This window comes from Streptomyces endophyticus (genome assembly GCF_035798155.1).
GTDB lineage: Bacteria > Actinomycetota > Actinomycetes > Streptomycetales > Streptomycetaceae > Streptomyces > Streptomyces endophyticus.
Window position 1 is genome coordinate 20775 of the sequence record NZ_JAOZYC010000139.1, and the last position, 25581, is coordinate 46355.

The window sequence follows — 25581 nt, forward strand, 5'->3', positions numbered from 1 at the left end:
CTTACTTCTTGCTGATCCCGTGCCGGCGCGCGTAGTCGTTCGCCACGTCCTCGGGGTCCTTCTTGTCCTTGTCCACGAGCCGGTTGAGCTCGGTGAGGTCCTCGGTCGTCAGCGCGTTGCCCAGGCGGGCCAGCGCCTTGCGGACGGTCGAGTCGGCCTTGCGGTCGGCGATCAGCGGGACGATGTGCTGACCGGGGACCAGGTTCTTGGGGTCGGTGAGGACGACCCAGTCGTTGCCGGCGATGTCGGTGTCGGTGGTGAAGAGGTTGGCGACGTCGACGTCGCCCTTCTTCAGCGCGCCCTTCACCAACGGCCCGGACGAATCAAGGGACTTGAACTCCTTGAACTCGACGCCGTACACGTCCTTGAGCCCGACGGCACCGACCTGACGCTTCTTCACCTCGGGAGCGGCGCCGATGATCAGCTTCCCGTTGTGCTTCGCGAGATCGGCGAGCGACTTCAGCTTGTACTTCTTCGCGGTCTCGCGGGTCACCGCGAACGCGTCCGAGTCCTCGGCCATCCCGTAGGGGAGGATCTGCAGGCCCGCCGGGAGCACCATGGCGAGGGCGTTCTGCATCTCGCCCTCCTCGGTGGCCTTCGCCTTGGTGTCGAGGTAGTGCAGGAGGGCGCCCTGGTACTCGGGCAGCAGGTCGATGTCGCCGCTCTTGAGGGCGGGGATGAGGATCTCGCGGGTGCCGAGGTTGGGCCGCACGCTCGTCTTCACGCCGGCCGCTTCGAGCGCGGCCGCGTACAGGTAGCCGAGGACCTGGTTCTCCGTGAAGTTGGCGGTGCCGATGGTGACACCCTTCTTGCTGGAGCCGCCGCCCGAGACCGAACCCCCCTGCTGGTCGAGCGAGGTGATGCCGCTGGAGCAGGCGGCGAGTGCGGGGACGGAGGCCGCGGCGGCCAGGCCGCCGAGGAGAGTACGTCGGTTCATGGTGCTCATCTGGCGTGCTCCTAGGCGGACTTGAGAGTGGTGGGGCGGTGGCGGAACAGCAGGCGCTGAAGCCCGGACAGGGCCAGGTCGAGAACGATGGCGACCACCGCGACGAGCACGGCCCCGCCGAGCACCTGCACCAGGTCGCGCTGGGCGAGCCCGTCGAAGACGTAGCGGCCGAGCCCGCCGAAGGACACGTACGCGGCGATGGTGGCGGTGGCGACGACCTGGATGAGCGCGAGCCTCAGACCGGTCATGATGAGCGGCAGCGCGAGCGGCAACTCGACCTGGAAGAGCACCTGATGGGCCTTCATGCCCTGCCCGCGCGCGGCATCCCGCACCTCGGGATCGACGGCGGTCATCCCGGCGTACGTATTGGTGACGATGGACGGGACGGCAAGCGCGACGAGCGCGATGTAGACCGGCCACATGGAAAGACCGCTCGCCAGGAACACGAGCACGACGAGCCCCACGGTGGGCAGGGCCCGCCCGAACGACGACAGGTTGATGGCGATGAAGGCGCCCCGCCCGGTGTGCCCGATGAGCAGTCCGACCGGCAGGGCGATCGCGGCGGCGACGAGCGTGGCGAGCAGCGAGTACTGGAGGTGCTCGGCGATGCGCGTCGCGATGCCGTCGCTGCCCGCCCACTGCTCCCCGCCGACCAGCCAGGCCCCGAGGTTCTTGAAGAGTTCGAACATGGGGGTTCAGGCCTTCCGGGTCCGAGTACGGGTACGGGCCCACGGCGTGAGCAGCCGCTGGACGCCGACGAGCAGCGCGTCCGCGACGAGCGCGAGCAGCAGGGTCAGGACGACGCCGACGATCACGGGGGTCGGGAAGTTCCGCTGGAACCCGTCGGTGAACAGCTGGCCGAGCCCGCCGTCCCCGATGTACGTCGCGACGGACACGAGCGAGATGGCCATCACGGTGGCGATCCGCACGCCCGCCATGATCACGGGCAGCGCGAGCGGCAGCTCGACGGTGAGCAGGGTCCGCATCGGCCGCGTCCCCATGGCCTTCGCGGCCTCCTTCGTCTTCGCGGGCACCGAGTCGAGGCCTTCGACGGTGTTCCGCAGGAGGACGACGAGCGTGTAGATCGTCAGGCCGATGACGGTGGTGGTGCGGGTGAGCCCGGAGATGGGCAGCAGCAGCACGAAGACGGCGATGGACGGGATCGTGAACAGCACGTTCGACATCCCGAGCAGAAACCCGCGCAGAGCGCGCACCCGGTGCGCGACGACGGCGAGCGGCAGCGAGATGACGAGCCCGAACAGCACGGCGCTGAGGGCGGCCTGGAGGTGGGAGAGGGTGAGGGTGGTGAGGTCGGACCCGTGCGAGCCGATCCATTCCCAGTCGATGGTCATGACGTCACGTCCGTGTCCTCGACGGCCTCGGCCGGCTCGGTCTTCCCGGTGCCCGCGCGCGTCCCAGCGGTGGCGTGGGCGAGGCCCGCCCGGTCGTGGATCTCGGACCGGGACGAGACTCCGGTCAGGATGCCGTCGGCGTCCACCCGGGCCACGAATCCGCCCGGTGCCGCGATCGACTCGTTCAGCGCCGACAGGAGCGAGTCCGTCTCCCGCAGCGGCCGGATCGGCACCGTGGCGCCGGTGCCCTCGTCGCGCCAGTGCAGCGGCTTGCGGGCCTCGTCCAGGGCCAGCTCCCAGCCGGTGTCCGCCGGGTACGCGCCCTGTCCGACACCCCCCAGCGTCGTCAGCGACAACAGCTTCAGCCCCCGCTCGACACCGAGGAAGTCCGCCACGAACTCGTCCGCGGGCCGCGCGAGCAGCTCCTCCGGCGGAGCACACTGCACGAGGTGCCCGCCCTCCCGGAACACGGCTATCCGGTCACCGAGCCGCACCGCCTCGTCGATGTCGTGCGTGACGAAGACGATGGTCTTGTTCAACTCCTTCTGGAGCCGCAGCAGTTCATCCTGAAGCTGGGTACGCACGACCGGGTCGACCGCCCCGAACGGCTCGTCCATGAGCAGCACCGGCGGATCCGCGGCGAGCGCCCTCGCCACCCCCACCCGCTGCTGCTGGCCACCGGACAGCTGATGCGGGTACCGCTTGCCCATCTCCGCGGAGAGGCCGACCCGATCGAGCAGCTCACTCGCCGCGGCCCGCGCCTTCTTCCGCCCCCAGCCGAGCAGCAGCGGCACCGTGGCGACGTTGTCGAGGACGGTGCGGTGCGGGAAGAGCCCGGCCTGCTGGATCACGTATCCGATGGAGCGCCGCAGCTCAGCGGCGTCCTGCTCCAGAACATCGCGCCCGCCGACCCGGATCGTGCCCGAGGAGGGCTCGACCATACGATTGATCATCCGGAGGCTGGTCGTCTTGCCACAGCCCGACGACCCGACGAAGACGGTCACACCCCCTTCCGGCATGTCGAGCGAGAGATCGTGTACCGCTGTCGTGCCATTGGGGAATCGCTTGTGGACCGCTTCGAACTGGATCATGGAGCGCCTCTGGAGTCCTCTTGCCCGCCCTGCATATCGTCATGCAGAGTTCTCGGTGAGTGAATAACTTGTCAATGCCTCCGCGTAAATCGTCGGTAAATCCAGAGCCGGAGACCGATACATGAGACGCGGGCGCCCCATTTGGGGCATTTGAACATCGTTCAAAGGGGAAACAGCACATGGTGTCACAGCCGGTCGTCGTGCTCGACGGCCACGGTCTCCCGGTCGCCGACGTGGTCCGCCTCGCCCACGCGAGCGCCCGACCGGTCCCCGGCACGGACGCCATGAAGCGCGTGGAGGAGTCCTGGAACGCGGCGCGGGAGATCGCCGCGTGGGGCAGGGTCTACGGCCGCTCCACCGGCGTCGGCGCCAACCGCAGCGAGGACGTGCCCACCGAGGCCGCCGCCGACCACGGCCTGCGCCTGCTGCGCAGCCACGCCGGCGCGATCGGCGACGAGCTGCCCGAGCGCGAGGTGCGGGCGATGCTCGCGGTCCGCGCGAACCAGCTCCTGGCCGGTGGCGCGGGCCTGCGCCCCACGGTCGTCACGGCGCTCTGCGAGGCGCTGGAGGCGGGCGCGTACCCGTCGGTCAACGAGCACGGCTCGGTCGGCACCGGCGACATCGCACCCCTGTCCCAGATGGGCCTGGCCCTGGCCGGCGAACACCCGTGGCGCGGCAAGGGCACCCCGCCCAAGCCGCAGCCCCTGGACAACAACGACGCCCTGGCCCTGATCTCCTCCAACGCCCTCACCCTCGGCCAGGCGGCCCTCGCCCTGCACGAACTGCGCGACCTGCTGGCGGCGACGGACCTGGTGGCGGCCATGAGCCTGCTCGCGGTCGACGGCTCCTACGAGGCGTACGCCCTGCCCGTGCACGAGTCCCGCCCCCACAAGGGCAGCTTCGAGGTGGCGGCCCGGATGCGCGGGATCCTCGGCGCCGACGACCACCCCACGCCCCCGCTCGGCCGGATCCAGGACCCGTACGGCTTCCGCTGCGTGCCGCAGATCCACGGCCCGGCGCAGGACGCGGCGAACGCCCTGGAGGACATCCTCACGGTGGAGATCAACGCGGCGGCGGAGAACCCCCTGATCTCGTACACGGAGATGGCGGCCTACCACCACGGCGGCTTCTACATGGCCCAACTCGCCCTCGCGCTCGACCACTTCCGCCTCGCGATCAGCCAGGTGGCCCGCCTCTCCACGTCCCGCCTCTCCACGCTCAACGAACCGAACTTCACCCGCCTTCGCCCGTTCCTCGCGGACGGCGAACCGGCCTCGTCCGGCGTGATGATCCTGGAGTACGCGGCCGGTGGCGCCCTCGCCGACCTGTGCGCCTTCTCCGCCCCCGCGTCCCTCGGCCACGCCGTCCTCTCCCGCGGCGTCGAGGAGCAGGCCAGCTTCGCCTCCCTGGCGGCCCGTCAGACGCTGCGCGTGTGTGCGGCGCTCCGTCAGGTGGTGGGCTGCGAACTGGTCGCGGCGGTCCGGGCGTTGCGGCTGCGCGACCTCCCCCTCGACCCGGAGCTTCCGGTGGGGCGGGCCTTCGAGCTGGCGGCGCAGGAGCTTCCGACGGAGGTGGCGGACCGGTCGCTGACCGGGGACGTGGAACGGGCGGCGGCCCTGCTGGGACGGTTCGTCGAGCAGTGACGGAACAAGGGCGCCGGCCGCGAGGTCTGGCGCCCCCACCGACCCTCTGAATAGAATCATGCAAAATTCGGGACCATTGAATGGACCGGCGGGAGACATGAGCGAACGCACGGACAGCACCCGGAGCGGGACGGAAAACGACGCGGGGGCGCACAGCCCCTCCGCCCGCCTCCAGAGCCTCTTCGAGGGGCACAGGCTCACCCCCACCCAGCGCCGCATCGCGCACTGCATGGTGCGGCGCGCGGCCGAGGTGCCGTTCCTGTCGTCCGTGGAGCTGGCCGAGCTCGCGGGCGTGAGCCAGCCCTCCGTGACCCGGTTCGCGGTGGCGCTCGGCTTCGACGGCTACCCCGCGCTGCGCAAGCACCTGCGCGAGACGGCCCCCTCCGAACCGGCCACCGGTGCCTTGGCCAACGAGTACCAGCAGGCCGTGGAAGCCGAGATCGCCAACCTCAGGCACCTCGCCGAGCTGCTCGCCGACCCGGAGCCGGTCGAGCGGGCGGGCCGACTCCTCGCCGCCTCACCGACGCTGCTCGTCCTGGGACTGCGCGCGGCGGCGTCCCAGGCGTTCGGCTTCGCGTACTTCGCCGCGAAGGTCCACCCCGACGTACGACTCCTCGACGAGGGCGGCACCATGCTCGCCGACCGCATCGACGCGGCCGTCCGCGCGGGTGCCACGACGCTGCTCTGCTTCGCGCTCCCCCGCCACCCGCGCGAGGTCGTCGACGCCCTCGCGTACGCAAAGGAGGCGGGGCTGACCGTCGTCACGGTCGCCGACTCCGCCTTCGCCCCCGTCGCCCGCCACTCCGACCTGCTGCTGCCCGCCGCGGTCGGCACGGGCCTCGCCTTCGACACGGCGTGCTCGCCGATGCTGCTCGGCCGGGTGCTCCTGGAGGCGATGTGCGACGGGCTGCCGCAGGCACAGGCGCGCCTCGAAGAGTTCGACGTACGGGCGGCGGAGCGCGGCCTCTTCGTCGAGTAGACGGGCAATCCCCGTACGGGAGAAGTGAGTTGCGCGGGGACCGCCGCACCCCCGTGAACGGGGGGCGGGACGACGGCGGTCCCCGCGAAGGGCGTGCACCGGGTCAGGCCAGGTGCACACCCAGGGCGTCCGTGGAGGTCCGGGAGCCGCTCCGGAGGTTCCTTTGACGCCGCTCGGTGCCGGCTGGGGCGGGGAGCCGCTCCCGCCCCTTTCCGACACCTCCAATCTGCCGGACCCGTGTTAAGCCGGTGCTGCGCGCACGTGTCGCGCTCGTACCGTTTTCGCGAACCCGGGAAAGCGGCCTACTTCGCGGCGCCCCTGGCCAGGAACGACAGCAGGTCCTGACGGCTCACCACACCCGTCGGCCTGCCCTCGACCAGCACGATCGCCGCGTCCGCCACGCCGAGCACGGCCATCAGGTCCGCCACCGGCTCCCCGGAACCGACCTGCGGCAGCGGCGCCGACATGTGCTTCTCCAACGGGTCGTGCAGCGAGGCCCGTTGGGCGAACAGGGCGTCGAGCAGCTCCCGCTCGACGACCGACCCGATGACCTCGGCGGCCATGACGTCCGGGTGTCCCGCGCCCGGCTTCACGATCGGCATCTGCGAGACCCCGTACTCGCGCAGCACCTCGATGGCCTGACCGACCGTCTCCTCCGGGTGCATATGGACGAGCGAGGGCAGCGCGCCGCCCTCCTTGTCCTTCAGCACGTCGCCGACGCGCGCGCTGGGCCCGGAGTCCTCCAGGAAGCCGTAGTCCGCCATCCAGTCGTCGTTGAAGATCTTCGAGAGGTATCCGCGCCCGCTGTCCGGCAGCAGCACGACCACGATGTCGTCAGGACCAAGGCCCTCCGCGACCCGCAGCGCCGCCACCACGGCCATCCCGCAGGAGCCGCCCACGAGGAGCCCCTCCTCCTTGGCGAGGCGCCGGGTCATCTGGAACGAGTCCTTGTCGGACACCGCGACGATCCCGTCGGCGACCTCACGGTCGTAGGCGGTCGGCCAGAAGTCCTCACCGACGCCCTCGACGAGGTACGGGCGCCCGGAGCCGCCGGAGTACACCGAGCCCTCGGGGTCGGCGCCGATGACCTTGACCCGCCCCTCGCTCGCGTCCTTGAGATAGCGCCCGGTCCCGGAGATGGTGCCGCCGGTCCCGACGCCCGCGACGAAGTGGGTGATCCGCCCGTCCGTCTGCTCCCACAGCTCCGGCCCGGTGGAGTGGTAGTGCGACTCGGGGTTGTGCGGATTGCTGTACTGGTCCGGCTTCCAGGCACCGGGCGTCTCACGGACGAGGCGGTCCGAGACGTTGTAGTACGAGTCCGGGTGCTCGGGATCCACCGCCGTCGGGCAGACCACCACCTCGGCGCCGTACGCCCGCAGCACATTGATCTTGTCCGTGGAGACCTTGTCCGGGCAGACGAAGACGCACTTGTAGCCCTTCTGCTGGGCCACCATGGCGAGGCCGACACCGGTATTGCCGCTGGTCGGCTCGACGATGGTGCCGCCGGGCTCCAGCTCCCCGCTCTTCTCCGCCGCCTCGATCATGCGCAGCGCGATGCGGTCCTTCACGCTGCCGCCGGGGTTGAAGTACTCGACCTTGGCCAGGACGGTCGCCCGCAGCCCTTCGGTCACCTTGTTGAGCCTCACCAGCGGGGTGTTGCCGACGAGGTCGATCATCGATTCGTGGATGCGCACCGTGGTCTCCGGGTTCTCCTCCGTAATGGTGCCGCCAGGGTAAGGCGCACACCATGGACCGTGTCGCTTCATCCGGCGTTGCGATTGGCCGACAGGGATAACGGGGCAAGGACTTCTTGTAGCCGTAATAGAACGCAGAGGCAGGTGGCCGCGGAACATGTCGAGCAGGGCGAGGGTGGCACGGCGGATCGCAGCGGGCGCGGCGTACGGCGGCGGCGGGATCGGGCTGCTGGGCGCGGCCACGGTCGGCGTGGTGCTCGCCGAGGTACACATCGCGCGACGCCAGGTCGGCAACCACGGTCCCGAACCGGTGCACGTACCGGCCGCGGACGGTGTGTACGGGCGCCGGATGTACGGCCCCCGCGACGGCGAACCGTTGCGCTTCCTGATGCTGGGCGATTCGACGGCCGCGGGGCAGGGCGTGCACCGGGCGGGGCAGACGCCGGGCGCGCTGCTGGCGTCCGGGCTCGCGGCGGTCGCCGAGCGGACGGTGGAGCTGCGCAATGTGGCGCAGCCGGGGGCGCGCTCCGACGACCTGGACCGCCAGGTGCCGCTCGGTCTCGCCGACCCCGGCTGGCAGCCCGACGTCTGCGTGATCATGATCGGCGCGAACGACGTCACGCACCGCATGCCGGCGACCACGTCCGTACGGCACCTGTCGGCGGCCGTACGCCGGCTGCGCACGGCCGGTGCCGAGGTGGTGGTCGGCACGTGTCCCGACCTCGGGTCGGTGGAGCCGGTCCAGCAGCCGCTGCGCTGGCTGGCCCGCCGCGCCTCGCGCCAGCTCGCTGCGGCGCAGACCATCGGCACGGTGGAGCAGGGCGGCCGCACGGTGTCCCTTGGCGACCTGCTCGGCCCCGAGTTCTCGGCGAACCCGCGCGAAATGTTCGGCCCGGACAACTACCACCCGTCCATGGAGGGTTACGCGACCGCGGCGATGGCGGTCCTGCCCACGCTCTGCGCCTCCCTGGGCCTGTGGCCCGAGGAGGAGCGCCCGGACGCCTCCCGCGCCGAGGGCTTCCTCCCGGTCGCCCGCGCGGCGGCGAGGGCGGCGCAGGAGGGCGGCACGGAAGTCGCTGCCGCTATGCCGACCGGTCCCCGGGGGCCGTGGGCGCTTCTTAAGCGGCGCCGGCGCCGGCGGGTCACCGTGCAGGAGCCGGTACCTCAATCAAGCGCCTGACCGCCGTTACGCTCCCGGGGCTCCGCCCCGGACCCCGCTGCTCAATCGCCGCAGGGGCTTGAAATGCCCGGACCGCCGCATATCCAGCCCCGCCGGCGTTTGAGGCGCGGGGTCCGGGGCGGAGCCCTGAGCAAGCGCTTAGTAAAATGCGGTGCGGGTCACACACCTCACCCGGTGACCCGAGCGGTACGTACGGGTAACTTCCCTCACGGTCAGCCGTATCGAACTCTGGAGCCGCGTGATGCCCGAAGCAGTGATCGTCTCAGCCGCCCGTTCCCCCATCGGCCGCGCCTTCAAGGGGTCGCTGAAGGACCTCCGCCCGGACGACCTGACCGCCACGATCATCCAGGCCGCCCTCGCCAAGGTCCCCGAGCTCGACCCGCGCGAGATCGACGACCTGATGCTCGGCTGCGGCCTCCCCGGCGGCGAGCAGGGCAACAACCTCGGCCGCATCGTCTCCGTACAGATGGGCATGGACCACCTCCCGGGCTGCACCGTCACCCGGTACTGCTCCAGCTCGCTCCAGACGACCCGCATGGCGCTGCACGCCATCAAGGCGGGCGAGGGCGACGTCTTCATCTCGGCCGGCGTCGAGATGGTGTCCCGCTTCGCGAAGGGGAACTCGGACTCCCTCCCCGACACCCGCAACCCGTTCTTCGCCGAGGCCGAGGCCCGCACCGCCGAGGTCGCCACGCAGGAGAACACCAGCTGGCACGACCCGCGCGAGGACGGCCTGGTCCCGGACGCGTACATCGCGATGGGTCAGACCGCCGAGAACCTGGCCCGCATCAAGGGCATCACCCGCGCCGAGATGGACGCCTTCGGCGTGCGCTCGCAGAACCGCGCCGAGGAAGCCATCAAGAACGGCTTCTGGGAGCGCGAGATCACCCCGGTGACGACCCCCGACGGCACGGTCGTCAGCAAGGACGACGGCCCGCGCGCCGGCGTCACGCTCGACGGCGTCTCGGGCCTCAAGCCCGTCTTCCGCCCCGACGGCCTCGTCACGGCCGCCAACTGCTGCCCGCTGAACGACGGCGCCGCCGCGCTCGTGGTCATGTCGGACACCAAGGCGCGCGAGCTGGGTCTGACCCCGCTCGCCCGCGTCGTCTCCACCGGCGTCTCGGGCCTCTCCCCCGAGATCATGGGCCTCGGCCCGGTCGAGGCCAGCAAGCAGGCCCTGAAGCGGGCCGGTCTGACCATCGACGACATCGACCTGGCCGAGATCAACGAGGCGTTCGCCGCGCAGGTCATCCCGTCCGCCCGTGAGCTGGGCATCGCCGAGGACAAGCTGAACGTGAACGGTGGCGCCATCGCCGTCGGCCACCCCTTCGGCATGACCGGCGCCCGGATCACCGGCACGCTGATCAACTCGCTCCAGTTCCACGACAAGCAGTTCGGTCTGGAGACGATGTGCGTGGGCGGTGGCCAGGGCATGGCGATGGTCATCGAGCGCCTGAGCTGATCCGGGTCGGCCCGAAGCGGTCTATCCGTTCGTGATCCAATCTCCCCCAGGATGTGACGTGCATCTCGGGGGTTTTTGGTTTTTGCAGGTCAGCCCATGCCCAGGCCATATCGGGGCTAAACACCCGGACAAAAGACCTGTCCGTTTCGTGACGTAATGCACTGACAGCCTGTTCATTCAGGCTTCAAGCTGATGTAGGAAGTCGGGGGTCGACTTGAAACCGGGAGTACGTCAGTGAGCGCCATGCCTGCCGCCATAAGTGTCCTCGTGCTCGCCACGGCCGCTGCCACGGCCGTCGGTGCCGCCACCCTGCAGCACGTCAGGGGTCTGCGCCGACAGGTCTCGGAGCTGCGCGACGAGCTGAGCAGGGATCGCGCCACCCAGGCGCTTCCCGGTATCCCCGCCGCACGCACCACGCCGGACGCCGAGGCGATACGCAACGCCGTCGCCGACGCCCTCGCCGAGGAGCGGGAGCGCGAGCTGGCGGAGGCCCGGGCGTTCTGGGCCGCCCAGGAGGCACGGGACAGCTCGGAGCTGCCGCCGTTCCTGGCCGGCGGCGCGCTCGGCGACGACATGTTCCTGCCGCGTCAGGCGGACCTCGTGGGCCTGGAGCCCTTCGGGGAGCCCTCGTTCGAGCCGGAGGACGAGTTCGCCGGCACGGCCGCCCTCGACGAGGTCGTCGAGGAGTCGCCCGAGCTGGCCGCCGCCCGCCGCAGGCACCCCTCGCACCCCGACTTCGTCCCGGTGCAGTCACCGGTCGTGGGCGACCACGAGCGCACGGTGCAGTGTCTTGAGGAGCTGGCGCAGACCCGCACCGCCCTCGCCGACGTCCGCCCCGGCCCACTCGGCACGCTCGACGTGTACGTGTTCACCGACGGCACGACGCTCTGCATGACCCCCGGCCACCGGGAGACGGCGGAGCAGCTGGCGTCCGCGCTGCGCGCCGGCGAGACCCCGGTGCTGCTCGGCGGCTCGGGCGTCTCCGGTGCGTATGCGTTGACCTTTGAGTGCGGCGACGGCAGCGTCTACATCCTGGCCGACCGGGTCATCGCTTCGGCCTGAGCCGTGGTCGCACCCCCGGGGCTCCGCCCCGGACCCCGCGCCTCAAACTCCCCCAGACTCTGTCCGGGGGGACCCCCTGGCGGGGCTGGAAATACGAGCTAGATGCCGGCTCGCTTCATTGCCACCTCGACCAGTTCCACGGCCTGTGCGACCTCCCCCGCCTCCCGGAGGGAAACCGCCAAGTCCCGCCCCGCGACCGTCACTTGGTCCGCCGCGGCGAACATCCCCGCATCGGGCATCTCCCGCACGGGCGCGTCGGGCGCATCCAACTTCTGGGCCCACGCCGAAAGTTCCCTGGCCAGCGCCAGCGCCTCCGCGGCAGCACCCCGCTGCAATCTGCTCTGCGGCGCGGCCCTGAGCCGATCGGCGAACTGATCCACTGCTGCGGTCAAAGGCGTCGTATCAAGCACGCGCCGACTGTAGCTGTTTACAAGGCCCCAACGCTCAGGCACGGTGGCGTGAAGGACCGGCCACATCGAAGCGTTCCGGAGGCGCCGATGTCCCAAGTCTTCTCCGAGGAGACCCACCGCAATCTGCTGGCTCGCATCCCCCACTGCACCGGTCGTGAACTCGGCGACTGGATGCGGACCGTCGAAGAAGGCCCCTGCTTCCTTCGCTTCGAAGAGAAGGTCAGTTGGCTGCGTGGCGAGCACGATCTCGCGTACGGCCACGCGAAAGCGATCATCCACGAGTACGACCTGAGGCGCGCCGCACGGCGATTCCGCTAGCGCCACTCCCCGTCACGACCCTCACCTCACGGCAAGGGGCCCGCACACCGGAAGGTGTGCGGGCCCCTGACGTCGGGCGGCTGTTACGCCCAGTACGCCTAGTCGTTGCCTTGCAGGATCGCGATGAGCCGCAGGAACTCCATGTAGATCCAGACCAGCGTCATGGTCAGGCCGAACGCGGCGAGCCACGCCTCTTCCTTCGGGGCGCCGTACGCGATGCCGTCCTCGACCTGCTTGAAGTCGAGGGCCAGGAAGCAGGCACCGAGCAGGATGCCGAGGATGCCGAACACGATGCCGAGGCCACCGCTGCGGAAGCCGAGGCCGTCACCGCCGCCGAAGACGGCGAACAGCAGGTTGATGCCCATCAGCAGGACGAAGCCGAGCGCCGCGGCCATGACGAAGCCGTAGAAGCGACGGTTGACGCGGATCCAGCCCGCCTTGTACGCGATGAGGACACCGGCGAACACGGCCATCGTGCCGAGCACGGCCTGCATGGCCGCGCCGTCGGCGATGCGGTTGTCGACGACGCTGGAGAGCACGCCGAGGAAGACGCCCTCAAGGGCGGCGTACGCCAGGATCAGGGGCGGGGACGCCTTGCGCTTGAAGGCCTGGACGAAGCCCAGGACCATCGCGACGAGGCCCGCGCCGACCGCGATGCCCATCGACTTGCCGATGTTCGCGTCGTCGACCGGCAGCAGCGCCCAGGCGAGCGCCGCCGTGACGATCAGCAGACCGAGCGTCGTGGCGGTCCGCATGATGACGTCGTCGATCGTCATGCGGCCGGTGGTGGCGGGCGCCTGCGGAGCCCCGTACTGGACGTCCTGCTGTGCGTAGGGGTTCTGCGCGTACGGGTTGCCGGCGGGGGCCTGGCCGTAAGGATTGCCTTGCGCCGTGCCGACAGCGGGGCCCCCGGCCTGCGGCTGCTGCGCGTTCGCGTTGAACTGCGCGTAGCCGTTGTCGCGGCTGAACCCCCGTCGCGAGAAGACCGGGTTGCTGCTCCTCATTTCACTCCTCCATGGCCACCCTGTATGGCCTTGCCATCAAGAGTAATGGTCTGGCAAAGATCCGACCCTAGTGCTCAGGGAGGATCTTTCCCATCCTGTTACGAGGAACGTCCCGTGCACCCTCTGTGTTCCGCCTTCCGGCCCCTCATACGGGGAATCCCGTGTACGCCTCGGCAAGATCCGTCTCGGCCGCCTTCGAGGTGGTCACACGGTCCAGCTGGGCCAGCTGGATCTTGTCGTCGAAGGCCGTGGCGTCGGGGGCGCGGTGCAGCATGGTCGTCATCGCGTACGAGAAGCGCTCCGCCTGCCAGACGCGCCGCAGGCAGGTCTCGGAGTACGTGTCGAGCGCTTCCGTGTCGCCCTTCTCCACGTACGCGGTGAGGGCGCGGGCGAAGGTGATGACGTCGCCGACGGCGAGGTTGAGGCCCTTGGCACCGGTCGGCGGGACGATGTGCGCCGCGTCCCCGGCGAGGAAGAGGCGGCCGTGCCGCATCGGCTCGTGGACGTACGACCGCATGGGGGTGACGGACTTCGACGTGATGGGGCCGCGGGCGAGGCGCCAGGTCGGGTCGTCGACCTCGAGGCGGCGGTCGAGCTCGGCCCAGATCTCGTCGTCGGACCAGGACTCGGCTTCGGTGCCGGCCGGAACCTGGAGGTACGCGCGCGTGACGTGCGGTGAGCGCATGGACATGAGGGCGAAGCCGCGGTCGGAGCGGTTGTAGATCAGCTCGTCGTGGGAGGGCGCCACGTCGGCGAGGATGCCGAGCCAGGCGTACGGGTAGGTGCGCTCGTACGTCCGGACGAGCTCCTCGGGGACCGCCTTGCGGGCCACGCCCCAGAAGCCGTCGCAGCCGACCACGTAGTCGCAGTCGAGGGTCTGCTCGCGGCCCTCGTGGCGGAAGCGGATGCGGGGGCCCGCGGTGTCGGCGCCCTCGACCGCCAGCGCCTCCGCCTCGAACAACAGGGGCCCTCCGTCGGCCAGTTGGGCCGCGATGAGGTCCTTGCAGACCTCGGTCTGCGCGTACACCATGACCTGCTTGCCACCGGTCAGGGCGGGGAAGTCGACGCGGTGGCGGCGCCGGTCGAAGCGCAGCTCGATGCCGTCGTGCGGCAGGCCCTCGCGGTCCATGCGCGCGCCGACACCGGCCTCGCGCAGCACGTCCACGGTGCCCTGCTCCAGGATCCCGGCGCGCTGGCGCTGCTCCACGTAGGCGCGGTCACGGCCCTCCAGGACGACCGATTCGATGCCGGCGTTGTGCAGGAGCCTGGCCAGGAGCAGCCCGGCCGGGCCCGCTCCGATGATGCCGACGGTGGTGCGCATACGGGATCCCTCTCGCGTCATTGCGTTCGTTCGCCTGTGGTGTCGTGTGGTGCCGCGTGGCGCCGTGTTCGCCTGGTGAACTTTCGTTCATCAAGTTCTGTGCGGATCCTCGCCCCGCGCAGGGCAGGTGTCAATGGTTTCGATGACCCCCGGGCCCAGAGGGCCACACGGGAGCCGACGCGGGAGCTGCGAGAGGGCGCGCCAACGCTCCTGAGGGAGAAGGAAGTTGGGGGCCGCGACGCGAAGCGCAGAGGAAGTTCGGAGGTGCCCGGAACCGGACTTGAACCGGTACGCCCGCAAAGGGCAGCGAGGTTTAAGCTCGCCGTGTCTGCATTCCACCATCCGGGCAGGCTGTGGGGCTCCGCATCGACGTTCCGAGCCTATCCGGCAGCGTCCCCCGATCAGCGGAACCACGTCCCCACGTTGTCTTATTTTATTGACGTCTGAGGGTGCATCAGCACACGCCGGGGCCCATCAGCACCTGCCGGGAGCCCTGCGGCCTCCCGGGACGGGTTCCCACGGATTGACGGAATTTCACCGCCCGGCCGGCGCACCCCGGTCCGGTACCTCTCAGGGGCCGGGGTCATCCCCAGGTATGACTCGGGCTCCCCCGGTCCCTCCGAAGTCGCCCTCCGGAACGAGAGCTGCGGCTGACTTTCCCGGCCCGATCCGCGGCGACGATGGAAGCGTCCCCGTAAGCAGCACAGACCGACAGGAGCACCCTCCCGTGACCACCACCCCGCTCGCGGGCCGCCCCACCACCACGGCAGCGGCCCGCGCCACGGATCTGTCCAAGATCTACGGACAGGGCGAGACCAAGGTGGTCGCGCTCGACCAGGTCTCCGTCGAGTTCCGGCAGGCCGAGTTCACCGCGATCATGGGCCCGTCCGGCTCCGGCAAGTCGACGCTGATGCACTGCGTCGCGGGCCTCGACACGTTCTCCTCCGGGTCCGCCCGGATCGGCGAGACCGAGCTGGGCTCCCTGAAGGACAAGCAGCTCACCAAGCTCCGCCGGGACAAGATCGGCTTCATCTTCCAGGCGTTCAACCTGCTGCCGACGCTGACCGCCCTGGAGAACATCACGCTCCCCATGGACATAGCGGGCCGCAAGGCCGACAAGCAGTGGCTGGAGAACGTGATCCAGATGGTGGGCCTCTCCGGGCGCCTCGGACACCGGCCCGCGCAGCTCTCCGGCGGACAGCAGCAGCGCGTGGCGGTGGCCCGCGCGCTCGCCTCCCAGCCCGAGATCATCTTCGGTGACGAGCCGACCGGAAACCTCGACTCGCGCTCCGGCGCCGAGGTCCTCGGCTTCCTGCGCAACTCCGTGCGGGAACTGGGGCAGACCGTGGTCATGGTCACCCACGACCCCGTCGCCGCGGCCTACGCGGACCGGGTGATCTTCCTGGCCGACGGCCGCATCGTCGACGAGCTCCGGGACCCGACGGCGGACTCGGTCCTGGACCGCATGAAGCGCTTCGACGCCAAGGGCCGGACGACCTGACCGGCCACACGACCCACGCGCCCCGCTGGAAGCCACCCACCCAGGACTGAGTAGACCCATGTTCCGTACCGCCCTGCGCAACGTGTTCGCGCACAAGGCCCGGCTCCTGATGACCGTGCTCGCCGTCATGCTCGGCGTCGCCTTCGTCAGCGGCACCCTCGTCTTCACCAACACCATCTCCGGCGCCATGGAGAAGTCCTCCGCCAAGGGCTTCAGCCACGTCGACGTGGCCGTCACCGCCCAGCGCTCCGAGGACAAGGGCAACACCGTCGGCAAGGAGGCCGCCCTCACCGACGCCACCCTCAAGGCGGCTCGGGACACCCGGGGCGCCGGCTCCGCCTACGGCGTCGTCAGCGGTTACGCCGCCGTCGCCGACCAGGACGGCAAGCTCGTCGGCAACGGCTTCTCCACCAAGGGCGGCAACTACTGGGGCTCCTCCGGGAAGCCCGACTCCCGGTACCCGCTGAAGAAGGGCACCGCCCCGCACGGCGCGGACCAGGTCGCCCTCGACGCGAAGACCGCGCAGCGCGCCGGCTACAAGGTCGGCGACCAGGTGCGGATGTCCGTCGACGGCCCCGTGCTGACCCCGACCCTCACCGGCATCTTCACCACCGACGACGGCAACGTCTCGGCGGGCGGCTCGCTGGCCCTCTTCGACACCCCGACCGCGCAGCAGCTCTTCCACAAGCCGGGCGCGTACGACGAGATCGATGTGACGGCCGCGGCCGGGACGAGCCAGGACCGGCTGAAGTCCGCGCTGGACAAGGCGCTGCCCACCGGGCAGACCAAGACCACCACCGCGCAGCAGCTCGCCGACGACCAGGCCGAGCAGATCTCGTCGTCGATGAGCTCCATGAAGACGATGCTGCTCGTCTTCGCGGGCATCGCGCTCTTCGTCGGCATCTTCATCATCGCCAACACCTTCACGATGCTGGTCGCCCAGCGCACCAAGGAGCTGGCACTGATGCGGGCCGTCGGCGCCTCCCGGCGTCAGGTCACCCGCTCCGTACTCCTTGAGGCCTTCGTCGTGGGCGCGGTCGCCGCGGTGGCCGGTCTCGCCGTCGGCATCGGCATCGGTGCGGGCATGCGGGCGCTCATGGGCACGACCGGCGCGATCATGCCGGACGGGCCGCTCGTCGTCTCCCCCGGCACCGTCGTCGCCGCGCTGGTCGTCGGCATCCTGATCACGATGCTGGCCGCCTGGCTGCCCGGCCGCCGCGCCGCGAAGATCCCGCCGGTCGCCGCGATGAACGCGGTGCACGCCGCGCCCACCGCCAAGTCCCTGGTACTGCGCAACACGCTGGGCGCCCTGGTCTCCGCCGCCGGTATCGCGGCCGTGCTCTACGCGACGACCCTCAGCGGCGACAGCGGCCAGGCCCCGATGGGCCTCGGCGCCGCGCTCCTGGTCATCGGCGTCTTCATCCTCACGCCGCTGCTCTCCCGCCCGCTGATCGCGCTCGCGGCCCCGGTCCTGCGCGCCTTCGGCATCTCCGGCAAGCTGGCCCGCCTCAACTCGGTGCGCAACCCGCGCCGCACCGCCGCCACCGCGTCGGCGCTGATGATCGGCCTGACCCTGATCACCGGCCTCACGGTGATCGCGGGCAGCGTGCAGTCGGCGATCAACAAGATGGCCGCCGACTCGATCAAGGCGGACTACGTCGTCGCCATGTCGAACGGGAACCAGCTCTCCCCCGACGTCGTGAAGACCCTCGACAAGACGCCCGGTGTCACGGCCGTCAGCGGACTGACCAACTCGCCCGCGCGCATCGACGGCGGCACCGAGTTCCTGACCGGCGTCAACGGAAAGACGATCACGCAGCTCGCCGAACTCCCGCTGGACAGCGGCAAGTTCACCGTCGGTGGCGGCCAGGTCGTCGTCGACGACAAGACCGCGAAGGAGCACGACTGGACCACGGGCTCGACCTTCACCACGCACTACGAGGACGGCAAGCGGCAGAAGCTGACCGTCGCGGGCGTCTACGAGGCCAACGAGATGATGCGCGGCATCATGATCGACACCCCGACCCTCGCCCCGCACCTCAGCGCCGACTCCGGTGACATGCAGGTCATGCTGAAGACGTCCGGCGGCGCGTCCGACGCCACCAAGGACAAGCTCACGAAGGCGCTCGGCGAGAACCCGGCGATCCAGGTCCAGGACAAGCAGGACATCACCAACCAGGTCGCCCAGGTCTTCACGCTGATGCTGAACATGCTCTACGGCCTGCTCGCCATGGCGGTGATCGTCGCCGTGCTCGGCGTCATCAACACCCTGGCGATGTCGGTCTTCGAGCGCCAGCAGGAGATCGGCATGCTCCGCGCGATCGGCATCGACCGCAAGGGCATCAAGCGGATGGTCCGCCTGGAGTCCCTGGTGATCTCCCTGTTCGGCGGCGTGCTCGGCATCGGCCTCGGCGTGTTCTTCGGCTGGGCGGCCGGTCAGCTCATCGGCAACTCCATGTCGACGTACGAACTGATCCTGCCCTGGGGCCGGATGGGGCTCTTCCTCGCGCTCGCCGCGGTCGTCGGCATCCTGGCGGCCCTGTGGCCGGCCCGCCGCGCGGCCCGACTGAACATGCTCGACGCGATCAAGTCCGAGTAGCAGGACCCGAGTGACGAAACTGGGGCGCATCCGCGACGGCGGATGCGCCCCAACTCGCTTACGGGACGGGCTAGCTGACGACGTTCCAGGTACGTGCCCGCAGCGGCATCTCCGAGGCCCCGCTCTCCGGTGTCTTCACCGCGAGGATCTGGTTGACCCCGATGCGGTTGCGCTCGAAGCTGAGCGCGGACGCGGCCATGTAGAGCCGCCAGACCCTGGCCCGGCCGGGGCTGACCAGCTTCAGGGCCTCGGACCAGCGGGCCTCCAGGTTCCTGACCCACTGGCGCAGCGTGAGCGCGTAGTGCTCACGGATCGCCTCGACGTCCCGCACCTCGAAACCGGCCCGTTCCAGCTGCCCCGTGGTGGAGCCGACCGGCGCGAGCTCCCCGTCGGGGAAGACGTACGCGTCGATGAACTCGTCGACCTCGTACGCCGTTTCGTCCCGCTGCGGCCGCCGCGCGATCTGGTGGTTGAGCAGCCGCGCGCCGGGCTTGAGGAGGGCGTACAGATCGGACGCGTACTCCAGGTACCGCTCGGAGCCGACGTGCTCGGCCATGCCGATGGACGAGATCGCGTCGTACGGGCCGTCGCGCACGTCGCGGTAGTCCTGGACGCGGATCTCGACGCGGTCGGTCAGACCCTCGTCCGCGACCCGCTTCCTGGCATACGCGGCCTGCTCCTGGGAGAGCGTGACACCGACGACGCTCACGCCGTGCTCACGCGCGGCGTGGATCGCCATGGAACCCCAGCCGCAGCCCACGTCGAGCAGCCGCATGCCGGGCTTCAGCGCCAGCTTGCGGGAGATCAGCTCCAGCTTGTCGCGCTGGGCCGATTCGAGACCGGCCTCGGGCGACTCCCAGTAGGCGCACGAGTAGACCATCGACGGGCCGAGGACCAGCTCGTAGAAGTCGTTGCCCACGTCGTAGTGGTGGCTGATGGCCTGCTTGTCGCTGCCCTTGGTGTGCAGGTGGAGGCGGCCACCCCTGCGCATCTCCTCGGGCGGCGGGGCGGGCGGCAGCGGGGCGCCGGCGAGCTTCACCAGCTCCTTGGCCGCGGAGCGCACCTTGGGGTCCTTGAGGGCCTGCGCGAGGCTCCTGGACTCCTCGGCGTCCCCGTCGGGGTCCCGCTCCCAGATGAGCCCTGCCACCCGGTCGAGGACCGCGTACAGGTCGCCCTCAACGTCGAGTTCACCGGCCACCCAGGCCCTGGCGAGGCCCAGTTCTCCCGGTTTCCAGAGCAGCCGGCGCAGGGCGCGACGGTTCCGGACGATGAGCACGGGCGCGTCCGGCGGGCCCGCCTCCGAGCCGTCCCAGGCGCGCAGGCGCACCGGGAGCTCGACGCCGAACAACTGCTCGGCGAGATTCTTCAGCCGCTGTGCGGCGTTCTGCATGGCGGACACCTCCGTGACGAGACGGATTCCGGGAAATCCCGGGACGGTTCAACACCACGTAAACACCGACAGGGCGCCTGCGCAGTCCCGATATCGAGTCACGGAACGGCAAAATACTTGTAGCCACCACGTACATCGGGGCGGAAACGCCGAAGGGACCGCCCGCACCACGGATGGCGAGCGGCCCCTTCGGGATGAGCTAACTGCAGGTCAGGAGGCCTTGGCCTTCTCCTCGACCTTCTTCGTCGCGCTGTCGTCGGCCTTCGGCGCCTCGGCCGCGGGCTTCGGCGCCGGCTTGGCGGCCTCGTAGAACTCCTCGCGCGGAGTCTCCAGGGCGCCGAGCGCGGTGATGTCGCGCTTCTGGAACATGTTGATCGTCCACTCGGCGATCACACGGATCTTGCGGTTGTACGTCGGCATGGCGAGCCCGTGGTAGCCACGGTGCATGTACCAGGCGAGACGGCCCTTGAGCTTGATCTTCACCTTGCCCATGACGATCATCGCGACGCCCTTGTGGAGGCCGAGACCCGCCACCGCACCCTTGTTGGCGTGCTTGTAGTCGCCCTGCGGGAAGCCCCGCATGCCCGAGACCACGTTGTCGCCGAGGACCTTCGCCTGGCGCATCGCGTGCTGGGCGTTCGGCGGGCACCAGGCGTTCGGGTTGCCGTTGGCGCGACCGACGAGGTCCGGAACCTGGGCGTTGTCGCCCGCGGCCCAGATGTAGTCGCTGCCGGCGACCTGGAGGGTGGCCTGCGTGTCCACGTGACCACGCGGGCCGAGCGGCAGACCGAAGCGGGCGAGGGCCGGGTTCGGCTTGACGCCGGCGGTCCACACGATCGTGTTGGAGTCGACCTCGAGGCCGTTGCTGAGGACGACGTGGCCGTCGACGCAGGACGGCATCGTGGTGCCGAGGTAGACCTCGATACCGCGGGACTCCAGGTGCTTCTTGCCGTACAGGCCGAGCTCCGGGCCGACCTCGGGCAGCACCTTGTCGGCGGCGTCGACGAGCACGAAGCGCATGTCCTCGCGCTTCACGTTCTTGTAGAACTTGGCCGCGTCGCGCGCCAGGTCCTCGACCTCACCGATGGTCTCGGCGCCCGCGAAGCCACCGCCGACGAAGACGAAGGTGAGCGCCTTGCGGCGGATCTCCTCGTCCGTCGTCGACTCGGCCTTGTCGAGCTGCTCGAGTACGTGGTTGCGCAGGCCGACGGCCTCCTCGACACCCTTCATACCGATACCGGCCTCGGCGAGGCCCGGCGTCGGGAAGGTGCGGGAGACCGCGCCGAGCGCGATCACCAGGTAGTCGAAGGGAACCTCGTACGCCTCGCCGACGATCGGCGCGACGGAGGCGACCTTGCGGTCCTGGTCGATGGAGGTGACGCGGCCGGTGAGGATCTCGGCGCCCGGCACAGCGCGTCGCATGGGGACGACGACGTTGCGCGGCGAGATGCTGCCGGCGGCGGTCTCGGGGAGGAAGGGCTGGTACGTCATGTACGAGCGCGGGTCGACGACCGTGACGGTCGCTTCCGCGTAACGCATCTTCTTCAGGATGCGTCGCGCCGCGTACAGGCCTACGTACCCACCCCCGACAATGAGGATCCTGGGACGCTCCGTGGTGCTCATGCCATCGAGTATCCACCCGACTGGCGGGGGTCGCTCGTGCGCCCCTTCACAAGCTTGTAGGGGGGCTCTGCTACACTGCGCCGCTCACGTGACCCATGTCATGACACTCCAGGGGAACCACCGCATCGCCCCAGACGTTGCTCACCCCTCTTGAGCAGCCATAGTGAGCATTTGGCTGTACTGGACCACTTCGGTCCGCAATCGGCTCGCAACACTGCGGCAACCTCACGCGCGACCCGCGCGAGAGCCCCCGCGAGCCCCCGAACGGGCCCGAGAGCGCGTAACAGCCTCCAAGTGGGCCGATTTCCTTGTGAAGAAGTTCACGAACTTTCCCGACGGCGTGTCGCGGCGGGGTGTCGGAAGCGCCCCGCACGGCGCTCAGACGCCGTGCGAGGCGCTCAGGAGAGACGCGAATCGCCGTGAAATCAGGCGATGGACCAGGCGATCCCGTCGAGGATGTCGTGCTCGCTCACGACCACCTCGCGCGCCCCGATCCACTCCATGATCAGACGCAGCACGAGCGCGCCGGAGGCGATGACATCGACCCGGCCGGGGTGGATGACCGGCTTCAGCGCGCGCTGGTCGTGCGTGGACACCAGCAGCCAGTCGGTGAGCTCGGCGACCTTGTCGAAGGAGATCCGGGAGTGGTGGATCGCCGTCGAGTCGTACTCGCTCAGCCCGAGGGCGAGCGCGGCCACCGTGGTGACCGAACCCGCGAGGCCCACCAGCGTGCGGGCCGAGGCCAGCGGCACCGTCTGGTTGACCAGATCGAGGGCCTCGCCGATGTCCTGGCGGATCGCCTCGATCTGCGCCGGGGAGGGCGGGTCGGTGACCGTGCCGTCCTCCGCGACGAGGTGCCGCTCCGTCATCCGTACGCAACCGATGTCCACGGAGCGGGCGGCACGCACGGTGTCGTCGCCGACGACGAACTCGGTGGAACCGCCGCCGATGTCGACGACCAGGTAGGGCTTGTCCAGGTCGGCCCGCCCGGTGAGTTCCTTCGTCGCACCCGTGAAGGAGAACGTCGCCTCCTGGTCACCGGTGATGACCTCGGGCTCGACCCCCAGGATGTCGAGGACACCGCTCACGAAGTCCTCGCGGTTCTCGGCGTCACGGGACGCCGACGTCGCCACGAAGCGGAGCTTCTCGGCACCGTGCTCCTTGATGACCTCGGCGTACTCGCGGCACGCCGCGAACGTCCGCTCCAGGGCCTCGGGCGCGAGCCGGCCCGTCTTGTCGACACCCTGACCGAGCCGGACGATCGTCATCCGACGGTCCAGGTCGACGAGTTCGCCCGTTTCCGGGTTCGCGTCCGCGACGAGCAGCCGGATCGAGTTGGTACCGCAGTCGATGGCGGCGACGCGCGTCACTCGGCCACCTCCGTGGCGGACCCGGTGGACGCGCCCACACACGCGCCCTTCCTCCACCACTCCGGCAGCATCGCGATCGCCTCGTCGCCCAGCGGGTTCACACCGGGGCCCGCGGCCAGGGAGTGGCCGACCAGGACGTGCAGGCACTTCACCCGGTCCGGCATGCCGCCGGCGCTCGGGAAGTTCTCCAGGACCTCGATGGCGTCGCGGCGGGCGATGTAGTCCTCGTGGGCCGCGCGGTACTGACGGGCCAGCTCCGGGTCCGTCTTGAGGCGCTCCGTCATCTCCTTCATCACGCCGTTCGCCTCGAGCGTGCCGATCGCCGACGCCGCACGCGGGCACGTGAGGTAGTACGTCGTCGGGAACGGGGTGCCGTCCTCCAGGCGCGGGGCCGTCTCGACCACGTCCGGATTGCCGCAGGGGCAGCGGTGCGCGATGGCGCGCAGGCCGCGCGGCGGGCGCCCCAGCTGCTCCTTGAACGCCTGGATGTCGGCGTCCGTGGGCGCGGTGGGCTCGGTCTGCGGCGGGGGGGTATCCATCGCTCGGGTGATTCCTTCAGTCTTTGTCAGTTGTCCGCCTGGTCGGCCTTGTCGACGCCGTCCCAGACGTTGGAGTACCAGGGGCGGTCCTCCGCGCCCTGCTCGGCGCGCTCGGCGGCCGAGGTGCGCTCGCTCGGCACCACGTAGCCGGTCTCGCCAGGCATCACCATGTGCAGGCGCTCCCGGATCCGCTGCTCGGCGAACGCGTCGTCCTGCCAGCGGGCCTTCTGGTCGCGCAGCTTGTCGACCCGCTCCTTGGCCTCCTGCTGCTGGCGCCGCAGGTCCTCGATCTCGCCGCGCTGCGAGACGTACTGCCTTATCGGGTACGCGAGCGCGACCACGAGGGTGCACAGAACGAGGGCGAGCAGGGCCGCGCGGCCCGTGAGACGCGAGCGGCGGGCCTGCCGCTTGCTCTGCGAGCGGTAGACGCGCTCGGCGGTCTGCTCACCCAGGACACGCAGGCGGGTGGCCGTCGAGAAGCGATCTCTGGAGTCCCTGTCCCGTACCTTTCCGGGCATCGCCTGCTCCCGCCTCCCCGCTCACGTACGTACGTCCCCGCACACGGTACGGGACCGAGTGCGGGGACGTACGTAACTGCTACCTCGGTGAGGTCAGCCCTTGTAGCGCGGGAAGGCCGAGCGACCGGCGTAGACCGCCGCGTCGTCCAGGATCTCCTCGATGCGCAGGAGCTGGTTGTACTTGGCGACGCGCTCGGAGCGGGCCGGGGCGCCGGTCTTGATCTGGCCGCAGTTGGTGGCGACGGCCAGGTCGGCGATGGTGACGTCCTCGGTCTCGCCGGAGCGGTGGGACATCATGCACTTGAAGCCGTTGCGCTGCGCGAGCTCGACGGCGTCCAGGGTCTCGGTCAGCGAACCGATCTGGTTCACCTTCACGAGCAGGGCGTTCGCCGAGTTCTCCTCGATGCCGCGGGCCAGGCGCTCCGGGTTGGTGACGAACAGGTCGTCGCCGACGATCTGCACCTTGTCGCCGAGCTTCTCGGTGAGGACGTTCCAGCCGGCCCAGTCGTCCTCGTACAGCGGGTCCTCGATGGAGACGAGCGGGTACGCGGAGACGAGCTCCTCGTAGTACTCCGTCATCTCGGCGGCGGAGCGCTCCTTGCCCTCGAACTGGTACTTGCCGTCCTTGTAGAACTCGGAGGCGGCGACGTCGAGCGCGAGGGCGATCTGCTGGCCGGGAACGTAACCGGCCTCCTTGATGGCCTCGAGGATCAGGTCGAGGGCCTCACGGTTCGAGCCCAGGTTCGGGGCGAAGCCGCCCTCGTCGCCCAGGCCGGTGGCCAGGCCCTTGCTCTTCAGGACCTTCTTCAGCGTGTGGTAGACCTCGGCGCCCCAGCGCAGGGCCTCGGAGAAGGACTCCGCGCCGATCGGGGCGATCATGAACTCCTGGATGTCCACGTTGGAGTCCGCGTGGGACCCACCGTTCAGGATGTTCATCATCGGGACCGGCAGCAGGTGCGCGTTCGGGCCACCGAGGTAGCGGAACAGCGGCAGGTCGGAGGCCTCGGAGGCGGCGTGGGCCACGGCGAGCGAGACGCCGAGGATCGCGTTGGCGCCGAGCGAGCCCTTGTTGTCGGTCGCGTCCAGGTCGAACATCGCCTGGTCGATCAGGCGCTGCTCGGTGGCGTCGTAACCGACGAGCTCCGGGCCGATCTGCTCGATGACGGCGAGGACGGCCTTCTCGACGCCCTTGCCCTGGTAACGGTTCGGGTCACCGTCGCGGAGTTCGATGGCCTCGAAGGCACCGGTGGAGGCACCCGACGGGACGGCCGCGCGGCCGGTGCTCCCGTCGTCGAGGCCGACCTCGACCTCGACCGTGGGGTTGCCTCGGGAGTCCAGGATTTCCCGGGCTACGACGACGTCGATGGACGGCACGAGCATCTCCTTCTGGGATGTGACGCAGGCTATGCGGGCGGCTGCTTGGATACGTGGGCCCGCACCCCTGAGCGTAACCGGCTCGCGGGCATCGGCCATCCGAACGCCCGCCTCGTGGACAACGCCCTGAGCGAAATGTTCCTTAACGGAACAAAAACAGCGACCTCCGTCCCGGCTGTGCCGGAAAGGAGGTCGCCGAAGTGAG

At 69.9% G+C, this 25581-nt stretch carries 22 protein-coding genes and 1 tRNA gene; 8 read left to right on the forward strand and 15 right to left on the reverse strand.

Annotation, left to right across the window (positions count from 1 at the left end; translation table 11 throughout):
- Position 1 precedes the first annotated feature (1 nt).
- Genes OKJ99_RS25910 through OKJ99_RS25925 form a run of 4 tightly spaced genes read right to left on the reverse strand, consistent with a single transcriptional unit; the run spans position 2 to position 3389 of the window.
- Positions 2–937 (reverse strand): ABC transporter substrate-binding protein, encoded by a 936-nt coding sequence (locus OKJ99_RS25910; RefSeq protein WP_326019983.1) that lies wholly within the window; start codon positions 935–937, stop codon positions 2–4.
- Between the two features lie 20 nt (positions 938–957).
- Positions 958–1635: an ABC transporter permease gene (locus OKJ99_RS25915; RefSeq protein WP_326019940.1), complete on the reverse strand. Its 678-nt coding sequence runs from the start codon at positions 1633–1635 to the stop codon at positions 958–960.
- Between the two features lie 6 nt (positions 1636–1641).
- Entirely contained in the window at positions 1642–2298 is a 657-nt protein-coding gene (locus OKJ99_RS25920) for an ABC transporter permease (RefSeq protein ID WP_326019941.1), read from the reverse strand.
- Entirely contained in the window at positions 2295–3389 is a 1095-nt protein-coding gene (locus tag OKJ99_RS25925) for an ABC transporter ATP-binding protein (RefSeq protein ID WP_326019942.1), read from the reverse strand. The genes OKJ99_RS25920 and OKJ99_RS25925 overlap by 4 nt, the downstream gene beginning before the upstream one ends.
- 179 nt (positions 3390–3568) lie before the next feature.
- Here OKJ99_RS25925 and OKJ99_RS25930 point away from each other — a divergent pair, with 179 nt between their 5' ends.
- A complete protein-coding gene (locus OKJ99_RS25930) occupies positions 3569–5032 on the forward strand; it encodes an aromatic amino acid ammonia-lyase (protein ID WP_326019943.1) in 1464 nt (487 codons plus the stop codon).
- 97 nt (positions 5033–5129) lie between these two features.
- A complete protein-coding gene (locus OKJ99_RS25935) occupies positions 5130–6011 on the forward strand; it encodes a MurR/RpiR family transcriptional regulator (RefSeq protein WP_326019944.1) in 882 nt (293 codons plus the stop codon).
- Positions 6012–6313: 302 nt separating this feature from the next.
- Here OKJ99_RS25935 and OKJ99_RS25940 read toward each other — a convergent pair whose 3' ends face one another.
- The gene (locus tag OKJ99_RS25940; protein WP_326019945.1) at positions 6314–7705 is read right to left on the reverse strand and encodes a cystathionine beta-synthase; all 1392 of its coding nucleotides are present in this window, start codon (positions 7703–7705) and stop codon (positions 6314–6316) included.
- Between the two features lie 157 nt (positions 7706–7862).
- On the opposite strand from OKJ99_RS25940, the gene OKJ99_RS25945 reads away from it, so the two are divergent.
- The 3 genes from OKJ99_RS25945 to OKJ99_RS25955 all read left to right on the forward strand — a co-directional run bounded on the left by OKJ99_RS25945 (position 7863) and on the right by OKJ99_RS25955 (position 11409).
- Positions 7863–8885, forward strand: a complete 1023-nt coding sequence (locus tag OKJ99_RS25945; RefSeq protein ID WP_326019946.1) for an SGNH/GDSL hydrolase family protein — start codon at positions 7863–7865, stop codon at positions 8883–8885.
- Positions 8886–9126: 241 nt separating this feature from the next.
- On the forward strand, positions 9127–10347 hold the full coding sequence (locus OKJ99_RS25950; protein WP_326019947.1) for an acetyl-CoA C-acetyltransferase: 1221 nt from the start codon (positions 9127–9129) through the stop codon (positions 10345–10347).
- 234 nt (positions 10348–10581) lie between these two features.
- On the forward strand, positions 10582–11409 hold the full coding sequence (locus OKJ99_RS25955; RefSeq protein ID WP_407700761.1) for a hypothetical protein: 828 nt from the start codon (positions 10582–10584) through the stop codon (positions 11407–11409).
- 98 nt (positions 11410–11507) lie between these two features.
- On the opposite strand, the gene OKJ99_RS25960 is transcribed toward OKJ99_RS25955, so the two are convergent.
- Positions 11508–11819 carry a hypothetical protein gene (locus tag OKJ99_RS25960; RefSeq protein WP_326019948.1) on the reverse strand — a complete coding sequence of 104 codons (312 nt, stop codon included), beginning with the start codon at positions 11817–11819 and terminating at the stop codon, positions 11508–11510.
- Between the two features lie 87 nt (positions 11820–11906).
- Between OKJ99_RS25960 and OKJ99_RS25965 the strand changes: the two genes are divergently transcribed.
- Positions 11907–12137 carry a DUF4287 domain-containing protein gene (locus OKJ99_RS25965; protein ID WP_326019949.1) on the forward strand — a complete coding sequence of 77 codons (231 nt, stop codon included), beginning with the start codon at positions 11907–11909 and terminating at the stop codon, positions 12135–12137.
- Between the two features lie 98 nt (positions 12138–12235).
- On the opposite strand, the gene OKJ99_RS25970 is transcribed toward OKJ99_RS25965, so the two are convergent.
- From OKJ99_RS25970 to OKJ99_RS25980, 3 genes are all read right to left on the reverse strand, one after another.
- Positions 12236–13141 carry a Bax inhibitor-1/YccA family protein gene (locus OKJ99_RS25970; RefSeq protein ID WP_326019950.1) on the reverse strand — a complete coding sequence of 302 codons (906 nt, stop codon included), beginning with the start codon at positions 13139–13141 and terminating at the stop codon, positions 12236–12238.
- Between the two features lie 145 nt (positions 13142–13286).
- Positions 13287–14462 (reverse strand): 4-hydroxybenzoate 3-monooxygenase, encoded by a 1176-nt coding sequence (locus OKJ99_RS25975; RefSeq protein WP_326019951.1) that lies wholly within the window; start codon positions 14460–14462, stop codon positions 13287–13289.
- Positions 14463–14727: 265 nt separating this feature from the next.
- A tRNA-Leu gene (locus tag OKJ99_RS25980) sits at positions 14728–14810 on the reverse strand.
- A 379-nt stretch (positions 14811–15189) separates the two neighbouring features.
- Between OKJ99_RS25980 and OKJ99_RS25985 the strand changes: the two genes are divergently transcribed.
- Together OKJ99_RS25985 and OKJ99_RS25990 are read left to right on the forward strand one after the other, a co-directional pair.
- Positions 15190–15963 carry an ABC transporter ATP-binding protein gene (locus OKJ99_RS25985; RefSeq protein WP_326019952.1) on the forward strand — a complete coding sequence of 258 codons (774 nt, stop codon included), beginning with the start codon at positions 15190–15192 and terminating at the stop codon, positions 15961–15963.
- 58 nt (positions 15964–16021) lie between these two features.
- Positions 16022–18562, forward strand: coding sequence for an ABC transporter permease (locus tag OKJ99_RS25990; protein WP_326019953.1), 2541 nt, complete (start codon positions 16022–16024; stop codon positions 18560–18562).
- A gap of 70 nt (positions 18563–18632) precedes the next feature.
- Here OKJ99_RS25990 and OKJ99_RS25995 read toward each other — a convergent pair whose 3' ends face one another.
- From OKJ99_RS25995 to eno, 6 genes are all read right to left on the reverse strand, one after another.
- Positions 18633–19952, reverse strand: coding sequence for a cyclopropane-fatty-acyl-phospholipid synthase family protein (locus OKJ99_RS25995; RefSeq protein WP_326019954.1), 1320 nt, complete (start codon positions 19950–19952; stop codon positions 18633–18635).
- A gap of 210 nt (positions 19953–20162) precedes the next feature.
- Positions 20163–21575, reverse strand: a complete 1413-nt coding sequence (locus tag OKJ99_RS26000) for an NAD(P)/FAD-dependent oxidoreductase (RefSeq protein WP_326019955.1) — start codon at positions 21573–21575, stop codon at positions 20163–20165.
- Between the two features lie 425 nt (positions 21576–22000).
- Positions 22001–22945 carry a Ppx/GppA phosphatase family protein gene (locus tag OKJ99_RS26005; RefSeq protein WP_326019956.1) on the reverse strand — a complete coding sequence of 315 codons (945 nt, stop codon included), beginning with the start codon at positions 22943–22945 and terminating at the stop codon, positions 22001–22003.
- Positions 22942–23484 (reverse strand): DUF501 domain-containing protein, encoded by a 543-nt coding sequence (locus OKJ99_RS26010; protein WP_326019957.1) that lies wholly within the window; start codon positions 23482–23484, stop codon positions 22942–22944. The genes OKJ99_RS26005 and OKJ99_RS26010 overlap by 4 nt, the downstream gene beginning before the upstream one ends.
- A 26-nt stretch (positions 23485–23510) precedes the next feature.
- Positions 23511–24002 carry an FtsB family cell division protein gene (locus OKJ99_RS26015; RefSeq protein WP_326019958.1) on the reverse strand — a complete coding sequence of 164 codons (492 nt, stop codon included), beginning with the start codon at positions 24000–24002 and terminating at the stop codon, positions 23511–23513.
- A gap of 93 nt (positions 24003–24095) precedes the next feature.
- Entirely contained in the window at positions 24096–25376 is a 1281-nt protein-coding gene (gene eno, locus OKJ99_RS26020; protein WP_326019959.1) for a phosphopyruvate hydratase, read from the reverse strand.
- Between the last annotated feature and the right edge of the window lie 205 nt (positions 25377–25581).

What these genes read in the sequence shown, in the direction of transcription:
- OKJ99_RS25910 (WP_326019983.1), bottom strand. Translation starts at nt 937, where the DNA reads ATGAACCGACGTACTCTCCTCGGCGGCCTGGCCGCCGCGGCCTCCGTC.
- OKJ99_RS25915 (WP_326019940.1), bottom strand. Translation starts at nt 1,635, where the DNA reads ATGTTCGAACTCTTCAAGAACCTCGGGGCCTGGCTGGTCGGCGGGGAG.
- OKJ99_RS25920 (WP_326019941.1), bottom strand. Translation starts at nt 2,298, where the DNA reads ATGACCATCGACTGGGAATGGATCGGCTCGCACGGGTCCGACCTCACC.
- OKJ99_RS25925 (WP_326019942.1), bottom strand. Translation starts at nt 3,389, where the DNA reads ATGATCCAGTTCGAAGCGGTCCACAAGCGATTCCCCAATGGCACGACA.
- OKJ99_RS25930 (WP_326019943.1), top strand. Translation starts at nt 3,569, where the DNA reads ATGGTGTCACAGCCGGTCGTCGTGCTCGACGGCCACGGTCTCCCGGTC.
- OKJ99_RS25935 (WP_326019944.1), top strand. Translation starts at nt 5,130, where the DNA reads ATGAGCGAACGCACGGACAGCACCCGGAGCGGGACGGAAAACGACGCG.
- OKJ99_RS25945 (WP_326019946.1), top strand. Translation starts at nt 7,863, where the DNA reads ATGTCGAGCAGGGCGAGGGTGGCACGGCGGATCGCAGCGGGCGCGGCG.
- OKJ99_RS25950 (WP_326019947.1), top strand. Translation starts at nt 9,127, where the DNA reads ATGCCCGAAGCAGTGATCGTCTCAGCCGCCCGTTCCCCCATCGGCCGC.
- OKJ99_RS25965 (WP_326019949.1), top strand. Translation starts at nt 11,907, where the DNA reads ATGTCCCAAGTCTTCTCCGAGGAGACCCACCGCAATCTGCTGGCTCGC.
- OKJ99_RS25970 (WP_326019950.1), bottom strand. Translation starts at nt 13,141, where the DNA reads ATGAGGAGCAGCAACCCGGTCTTCTCGCGACGGGGGTTCAGCCGCGAC.
- OKJ99_RS25975 (WP_326019951.1), bottom strand. Translation starts at nt 14,462, where the DNA reads ATGCGCACCACCGTCGGCATCATCGGAGCGGGCCCGGCCGGGCTGCTC.
- OKJ99_RS25990 (WP_326019953.1), top strand. Translation starts at nt 16,022, where the DNA reads ATGTTCCGTACCGCCCTGCGCAACGTGTTCGCGCACAAGGCCCGGCTC.
- OKJ99_RS25995 (WP_326019954.1), bottom strand. Translation starts at nt 19,952, where the DNA reads ATGCAGAACGCCGCACAGCGGCTGAAGAATCTCGCCGAGCAGTTGTTC.
- OKJ99_RS26000 (WP_326019955.1), bottom strand. Translation starts at nt 21,575, where the DNA reads ATGAGCACCACGGAGCGTCCCAGGATCCTCATTGTCGGGGGTGGGTAC.
- OKJ99_RS26010 (WP_326019957.1), bottom strand. Translation starts at nt 23,484, where the DNA reads ATGGATACCCCCCCGCCGCAGACCGAGCCCACCGCGCCCACGGACGCC.
- OKJ99_RS26015 (WP_326019958.1), bottom strand. Translation starts at nt 24,002, where the DNA reads ATGCCCGGAAAGGTACGGGACAGGGACTCCAGAGATCGCTTCTCGACG.